This window comes from Mycobacterium sp. TH-M25 (assembly GCF_057473665.1).
On the sequence record NZ_JBYCLA010000048.1, the window covers coordinates 1 to 7372 of the forward strand.

Consider the following 7372-nt stretch of genomic DNA (forward strand, 5'->3'; position numbering starts at 1 on the left):
GGTGTGGCATTTGGTGTCGACGGTGTCGGCGCAGGTTCCGCTCGAGCTGCCGACCTCGGCGCTGCTGGACGCCACCTTCCCGCCGGCGTCCGTCACCGGCACACCCAAACTCCGTGCCCGCGAACTTGTTTCGCAATGGGAGCAATCTCGGCGCGGAGTCTATTGCGGCACAGTCGGTTTGGCTTCCCCGGTGGCCGGCTGCGAATTGAACGTCGCGATCCGCACGGTGGAGTTCGACGCCGTGGGCCATGCGGTGCTGGGGTCCGGCGGCGGGATCACCGCCGACTCAGATCCCGACGCCGAGTGGCAGGAATGCCTGCACAAGGCGGCACCGATCATCGGGGCCGGCGTGGCATCATCGTCGGGCGCGCAACACCGCGTCGTAGAGCTCGCGCCGTGACGGCGCGCCCGGGGTCGCGGAAATCACTTGTGCGCACGCGTCTTTGACACCCATCCCGTCGTCGACCAGATCGCTCACCCGGGTCACCAGCGTAGGCAGATCGGCCCGCAGCACCGCGCCGGACAACACGACAGTGATCTCGCCGAGCACGCCTTCGGCCGCCCAGGCGGCCAGCTCGTCCAGCGATCCGCGCACCACTTCCTCGTGCACCTTGGTCAATTCGCGGCAGACCGCCGCACGCCGGTCCCCACCGAGTTCGGCGACCGCGTCGAGCAGGCAGGCGGGTAGGCGCCGCGGCGACTCGAAGAACACCGCGGTGCGCTGCTCGCCCGCCAGCGATGCCAGCCAGCCGCGGCGGGCACCCTGCTTGCGCGGGGCGAAGCCCTCGAAGCAGAACCGCTCCGACGGCAGACCGGACACCGCCAGCGCCGTCGTCACCGCCGACGGGCCCGGCAGGCACTGCACCGGCAGGCCGGCCTCGACACAGGCGGCCACCAGTCGATGCCCGGGGTCGCTGATCAACGGCATCCCGGCGTCGCTGACCACCAGCGCGGTGGCGCCGGCGCGAATCTGCTCGACCAGTGCCGGCACCCGGGCCGCTTCGTTGTGGTCGAACAGGCTGACCACCTTTCCGCCGATCACCACATCCAGCGCCCTGGCCAAGAACCTCAACCGGCGGGTGTCCTCAGCGGCCACGATGTCGGCGGTGGCCAGCGCAGCGATCAGTCGCGGTGACGCGTCGGACGGCTGACCCAGCGGCGTGGCGCCCAGCAGCAGTCGACCGTCTGTCATGTGCGACAGCCTACGATCGGATCCGATGACCACGATCGAGACCGACGACCTCGTCGCCGATGACGAAGTACCGGTGATCAGCCCGGGCCCAGTGGCCCCGGCACCCGATTTTGGTCCCGTCGACCGGCTCCAAGGCTGGGTGGTCACCGGTGTCATCACCATGCTGGCCGCGCTGACCCGAACGGTGAACCTCGACTCGCCCACCGACGCCAGAACACCGATCTTCGACGAGAAGCATTACGCGCCGCAGGCCTGGCAGATGCTGCACAACCACGGGGTGGAGGACAACCCAGGCTACGGCCTGGTCGTGCATCCCCCGGTGGGCAAGCAGCTGATCGCGATCGGCGAGGCGCTGTTCGGCTACAACGGGCTGGGCTGGCGATTCACCGGCGCGATCCTGGGCACGGTCATGGTGGCGCTGGTCGTGCGGATCGTGCGGCGGATCAGCCGATCGACACTCGTCGGCGCGATCGCGGGCCTGCTCGTCATCGCCGACGGGGTCAGCTTCGTGGTGGCGCGCACCGCGCTGCTCGACGGATTTCTGACGTTCCTGGTGCTGGCGGCATTCGGTGCGCTGATCGTCGACCGCGATCAGGTCCGCGAGCGGATGCATGTCGCGTCCGCGCAGGGCCGCATCGACCAGACGCTCTGGGGGCCGCGGCTGGGCGTACGGTGGTGGCGCTTCGGCGCCGGCGTACTGCTCGGCTTGGCGTGTGGGACAAAATGGTCCGGCCTGTACTTCGTGGCGTTCTTGGGTGCGATGTCGTTGGCGTTCGACGTCGCGGCCCGGCGGCAGTACCGGGTGCTGCGGCCGTGGCTGGGCACAGTGCGCCGCGACCTGTTTCCGACGGCCTACGCGCTGCTGGTCATTCCAGTCGGGGTGTACCTGGCCAGCTACGCGCCGTGGTTTGCGTCCGAAACGGCGATCGACCGGCACGAGGTCGGCCAATCCATCGGCGCGAAGTCGACTTTCCCGCTGCCGCTGCCCGACGCGATGCGCTCGCTGTGGCATTACACCGCCAATGCCTATCATTTCCACGCCGGCCTGACGAATGCCGCGGGCAATTACCACCCGTGGGAATCCAAACCGTGGGCCTGGCCGATGTCGCTGCGGCCGGTGCTCTATGCGATCGACCAGCAGAACGTCGCGGGCTGCGGCGCCCAGTCGTGCGTCAAAGCGGTGATGCTGGTTGGCACACCGGCACTGTGGTGGATTTCGGTGCCCGCGCTGTTGTACGCCTGCTGGCGGATGCTGGTGCGACGCGACTGGCGCTACGCCGCGGTGCTGGTCGGCTACTGCGCCGGCTGGCTACCGTGGTTCGCCGACATCGACCGGCAGATGTATTTCTTCTATGCGTCGACGATGGCCCCGTTCCTGGCAATGACCATCGCGTTGATCCTCGGCGACATCCTCTACCAGCCAGGTCAAGGCGCGGAGCGTCGCAGTCTCGGGCTTATCGTCGTATCTTGTTACATCGCAATAGTTTTCACGAACTTCGCCTGGCTTTTTCCAGTGCTCACCGGGCAGCCGATTTCGCAGAACACCTGGAATATGGAGATCTGGCTGCCCAGCTGGCGGTAACGCTGGACGCGACCGGTTATCCACAAACGTCGCCGCGAAAGAGAACCCGGGGTCGCGCGGCCGCGCACAACCACTGCCCTGGCATCTGTTTCGCGTGAAAGAAAAAGTCAGCGGCTCCCGCTCAACTCGCAGGTGTCGCGCACCTTCGGCGAATAGGTGATGTCGCCGCACTCGCATTCCCAGGTGGTGTGTCGACCCCGACCGCAGGAGCATGACCTGCTGCCGACCATCATGTGTCCAGGCAGCAGCCAATGGCCGCGCGCGCAGCGGTAAGGGCGTTTGTCGGTGTACAGGACGAGATCGTCGTCAACATCGATAGTCACAACCACGACAGTGCCAGTTTCCGCGCAGCATGGGCAGTCGAGCGACCGCATCGTGACCCTTTGGTGTCCCGTTTCGCGCGTGTCGGTGACCTGATCAGTCCCGCAACTCAGTACCTGGGTCGTGCCCAGTCGAGAGCTGCCGCCCGGCGAACCCACCGCCCGGTGAATCGAACAATTGTGCGATACAATCGGCACCGTGGCGATCTCAGGACAGGAGTCGTTGTTCGAGTGCGACGAACGCCTATCCCTGGGTCCAGGAGCGTGGATCGACATCCGTTCCGGATGGCTGACCGGCGCGGATGAACTGCTCGGCCAGCTGCTCGAGAGCATCCCGTGGCGGGTCGAACGCCGCCAGATGTACGACCGCGTCCTGGAAGTCCCGCGGCTGGTGAGCTTCCACGACCTGACCGCCGGCGAGGCGCCGCATCCGTGGCTGGCCCGGATTCGGCGGCGGCTCAACGACATCTATGCCGGCGAACTCGGCGAGCCGTTCACCACCGTCGGGCTGTGCTGGTATCGCGACGGGTCGGACAGCGTCGCCTGGCACGGTGACACCATCGGCCGGAGCAGCGTGCACGACACCATGGTGGCGATCGTCAGCCTGGGCGCCACCCGCACATTCGCGCTGCGACCTCGCGGCGGCGGTTCATCTCTGCGACTGCCGCAGGCGCACGGCGATCTCCTGGTGATGGGCGGCTCATGTCAGCGGACTTGGGAACACTCGGTACCCAAGACCTCGGCTCACACCGGGCCGCGGGTCAGCATCCAGTTCCGGCCCCGCGACGTCCGTTAGCGGTCAGTCTTTGATGGCGGCGACCGACTTGACGAGCAAGTCGCGGGCTTGTTTGGTGTCGACAGGCTTCGGTGGCTGACCCTGCACCAGCATCGGGTTGGCGGTGACGATCACCTGGTAGTCACCGAAATGCGCGGAATAGTTATACAGTTCGCCGCTGCGCGGTTTGCCCTGCACCACGGTCTGCAGGACACGGTGTACGCCCAGGGTGCGAGTGCCCTCGATGTGCGGTACTTCGACCACTTCGATGAGGCCGCGAACCCGGCCGCCTTGGAAAGCCACCTTCTTGCAGTTGCGTGCCGGCTCCTCGAACGGCACCGGCGCCGACGTCTGCACCGCCATCGCGATGAAACGCCCGCCGTCGCCTTCGGCGGCTACCGCGGCCATGTTGCCCTGTAGACCCGCCGGCATGTCCTCGCCGACCACAAATGACGCACAGTCGGGCGGATCGAAAGTCAGCCCCGGCGGCAGCTTGTGCGTCGCCAGCACCTTGGGGTCGATGCCGGTCTTCGCGGTTTCCTTCACCTTGTAGCCCGGCCCGAAGTCGGACTTCACCTTCGCGATCTTGCTGATATCCGCTTGAGGGGGCGCCTCCGACGGTCCGTGGGAGCAAGCAGCCAGTAGAAAGACCCCCCAGATGGCCAACGCAATCCGCATCATTGAGGCCAATCTAACGCACCGCCGCTAACCGCGGACGGCCGATACGGTTTTCACCAGCAGGTCGGCGGCAAATTGCGGCAGCAAGGCCGCGTGCGGCGAGCCGGGATCGCTGATCAGCGTGGTGAACGCATAGTAATCACCCAGGTACGCAGTGAAGGTGCTTGCCTGCGAACCGATTTCATTGCCGCCTTCGACCGAGGTAACGATGTCGGCTGTCATCCCGACGGTTTCGGCGGCGTCGATGTGTGGCGCGTCAACCAGGTGAACACGCGCACTGGCCCGCCGGCCGGTCATAGTCCATTGGCGGCATCCGGCGAGCAAGGCGTGATCCAGCGCGACAGGCCCCGCAACCACCACGGCGTACACCGTGCCCCCCGGTCCAGATCCCGAAATACCCTGCGCGCGTGTACCTTCGCCACGGACTGGGTTGGCCAGCGGTGCGCAACGCGCCGGGTTCGCAACGCCTGGTCCCCCGAGTCCCCAAACGACCTCCGGTGCGGTCACATCCAGCGCCTGCGCTACCTCGTAACCGGGCGGAAGGTCGCGCCGCACGCGCCTGACATCGGCCGGGTCGACGTGGCGCACCGCTGCGCTCTGCGCCGGCGGCGGCGGCTCACTCGGCCGGCCACACCCTGCGAGCACCACAAGCGCCGCTGCGGCCGCCGAAAGACGCATGCTAACTGACAGCCCGAATAACTTGACGCGCAGCATGTTTGATATCGGCGATCACGTCGCTACGCAAGGAGAGATCGCGGATGCCGGGTACGTCGATGACGGTCGTCACCACGCCGACGTCGTCACGTTCCCAGAAGGCGCCGTAGTGGTCCATGATCGTGCGCATCGCCACGTTGTCGGCCAGCATCCGGCCGGAGAATTTTTCCACCCCGGCCACCCCCGCGGCCACCGACAGAGCGGCGATCAGAAACGACCCGATGCCGCGGCCCTGGTAGGCGTCGGCGACGGTGAAGGCGATCTCGGCGACGGCGGGGTCGTGGTTGTCGCGGACGAAACGCGCGTCGGCGACCGGGTTTCCGTCTCGATCCGTCATCACCCACACGAAGTGGTCGACGTAATCGACCTCGGCCAGGTAATCCATCAACGCCGGACTGGGCACCCGCGCCGACATGAAGCGTCGATACAGCGTGTCGCTGGAGAACCGGACATGCCCCTGCAGTGTTCGCTCGCTGTCGCCGGGCAACACCGGACGCAGCAGCAACTCCGAGCCGTCACGGGTAAGGACTGGGATCGGAGTGAGAAAAGCCGCCAGGCACTGCCGAACCATGCGCACCAGACGGGTCATGATGCCCGGGATATGCACCAGGCGCGCGAACGCGTCGCTGTCGCCGATCCAGCCGATCAGGGCTTCGGTGCTGGTCACCGTCGCGGTTCGTGGTAGATGCCGCAGCAGCGCGATCTCGCCGACGATGGTGCCGCCGCAGACGTGCTCGATGGTGACGACGTCGTCGTCGCCAACATGCCTGATCTCCACCGCGCCCGACGCGATAAGCAGGAAAGACACCGCCTGCTCGCCCTGGCGCATCAAAATCTGAGCGGGCGCCGCCTGCAGCGGTTGCAGGCTGGCCGCCAACGGCATCAAGTCCTCGGCGGGGCATCCCGTGAAGATCCCCAGGGCGGCGAGTTCTGCGGCGCGCAGCGTGGTCAACTCGGTCACCCTGCCGCCCCCGTCGCCGTTGAAGATGCAGCCCAGGCTAAGGGCATTCATCGTGTTGCAGCAAGGACGCGCGCCCCGGCAGACTCACTCCCGTGACGCGCACCGATGATCCGCTGCAGACAACCCGTGAGTTGCTTGACCGCGACGCGCGCTTGCGACACGGCTTCCTGGACGTGCTCGGCGAATCGGTGGCCAGCGAAACACCCACGCTGGCGCAGCACGCGATGAACAGTCCGCTGGTGGCCACGGTCTACGAGCGACTGTGGCGGCCGTTCGCGTTTTACGTCGCCAGTGGTGTCACCACCGGCGCCGAGCAACGCCGCGCCGCCGAAGCGCTGAACCTGTCACGCGCATCACGGCTGCTTGATATCGCTTGCGGCCCTGGTAATTTCACCGGAAAGCTGGCCGAAGACCTTCCGGAGCACGGACTAGCGGTCGGGCTTGACATCTCGGTGCCGATGTTGGCCCGCGCCGTACAGGACAACAGCGGACCGCGCACCTGTTATGTCCGCGCCGACGCCGGAACGCTGCCGTTCGACGACGAAACCTTCGACGCTGTGTGCTGCTTTGGTGCGCTCTACCTGATGCCCGAGCCGTTCACCGTGGCCCGCGAAATGGTGCGGGTGGTGCGGCCCGGCGGGCGCGTTGCGATTCTGACCAGCTACGTCAGTCGCCTGCCGGCCCTGCGGTACGTGTCCAATGCGACCGCCGGGGCCATCGGTCTGCGCCTGTTCGACCGGGACGAGTTCGTCGGTCTTTTCGCCGAATCCGGCCTCGTCGATATCGAACAGCAGATCCAGCGCAACTTGCAGTTCGTCACGGCCGGCAAGCCCGGGTAGCGGTTGGCGCCACACCGATAGACCAGGCCGGCCGATACGAGAACCCAGCTCGTCACCGTCAGCCGCTTGACATCGAAAGCGCCGGTCAGCGGCCACCACACTGCCGAGATGCCGCGGAGAAGCAAGCCCAATCCCGATCAACGCGCCGCCAGCTCTGCGCGTCGTTCTACTTCTGTATCCGCTCACCGCTGCTCCACGCGGTCGCCGAGCGCATGGCCGAACTCGACCTGGCGGCACTGCGGACTCCAGCCGCCCGCAAAGCAGGCCGCTGAATCCCGACCTCAGCATTCTCTACGACAAAGAGAAAGAAC

The 7372-nt window shown here is 66.6% G+C and carries 9 protein-coding genes; 4 read left to right on the forward strand and 5 right to left on the reverse strand.

Annotation, left to right across the window (positions count from 1 at the left end; genetic code table 11):
- A partial coding sequence (locus tag AC2VOU_RS01905) for a chorismate-binding protein (protein ID WP_486955836.1) occupies nucleotides 1-400 on the forward strand: 400 nt, incomplete at its 5' end.
- On the opposite strand, the gene rsmI is transcribed toward AC2VOU_RS01905, so the two are convergent.
- Complete coding sequence (gene rsmI, locus AC2VOU_RS01910) at nucleotides 356-1192, reverse strand: 16S rRNA (cytidine(1402)-2'-O)-methyltransferase (protein ID WP_486955837.1); 837 nt, start codon at nucleotides 1190-1192, stop codon at nucleotides 356-358. The two genes, AC2VOU_RS01905 and rsmI, sit on opposite strands and share 45 nt — an antisense overlap.
- A gap of 25 nt (nucleotides 1193-1217) precedes the next feature.
- Between rsmI and AC2VOU_RS01915 the strand changes: the two genes are divergently transcribed.
- Entirely contained in the window at nucleotides 1218-2774 is a 1557-nt protein-coding gene (locus AC2VOU_RS01915) for a dolichyl-phosphate-mannose--protein mannosyltransferase (protein ID WP_486955838.1), read from the forward strand.
- A 107-nt stretch (nucleotides 2775-2881) separates the two neighbouring features.
- Here AC2VOU_RS01915 and AC2VOU_RS01920 read toward each other — a convergent pair whose 3' ends face one another.
- On the reverse strand, nucleotides 2882-3097 hold the full coding sequence (locus AC2VOU_RS01920) for a hypothetical protein (RefSeq protein ID WP_486938047.1): 216 nt from the start codon (nucleotides 3095-3097) through the stop codon (nucleotides 2882-2884).
- 196 nt (nucleotides 3098-3293) lie between these two features.
- On the opposite strand from AC2VOU_RS01920, the gene AC2VOU_RS01925 reads away from it, so the two are divergent.
- Nucleotides 3294-3890, forward strand: a complete 597-nt coding sequence (locus tag AC2VOU_RS01925; protein WP_486955839.1) for an alpha-ketoglutarate-dependent dioxygenase AlkB — start codon at nucleotides 3294-3296, stop codon at nucleotides 3888-3890.
- A gap of 3 nt (nucleotides 3891-3893) precedes the next feature.
- On the opposite strand, the gene AC2VOU_RS01930 is transcribed toward AC2VOU_RS01925, so the two are convergent.
- From AC2VOU_RS01930 to AC2VOU_RS01940, 3 genes are read right to left on the reverse strand one after another with little or no spacing between them, the layout of a single operon-like run.
- The gene (locus AC2VOU_RS01930) at nucleotides 3894-4550 is read right to left on the reverse strand and encodes a DUF5642 family protein (RefSeq protein ID WP_486955840.1); all 657 of its coding nucleotides are present in this window, start codon (nucleotides 4548-4550) and stop codon (nucleotides 3894-3896) included.
- Nucleotides 4551-4574: 24 nt separating this feature from the next.
- Nucleotides 4575-5261, reverse strand: coding sequence for a DUF5642 family protein (locus AC2VOU_RS01935; RefSeq protein WP_486955841.1), 687 nt, complete (start codon nucleotides 5259-5261; stop codon nucleotides 4575-4577).
- On the reverse strand, nucleotides 5227-6273 hold the full coding sequence (locus AC2VOU_RS01940; protein ID WP_486955842.1) for a GNAT family N-acetyltransferase: 1047 nt from the start codon (nucleotides 6271-6273) through the stop codon (nucleotides 5227-5229). Before AC2VOU_RS01940 ends, AC2VOU_RS01935 begins: the two co-directional genes overlap by 35 nt.
- Nucleotides 6274-6314: 41 nt before the next feature.
- Between AC2VOU_RS01940 and AC2VOU_RS01945 the strand changes: the two genes are divergently transcribed.
- The gene (locus AC2VOU_RS01945; RefSeq protein WP_486955843.1) at nucleotides 6315-7061 is read left to right on the forward strand and encodes a class I SAM-dependent methyltransferase; all 747 of its coding nucleotides are present in this window, start codon (nucleotides 6315-6317) and stop codon (nucleotides 7059-7061) included.
- The last annotated feature ends 311 nt before the right edge of the window (nucleotides 7062-7372 follow it).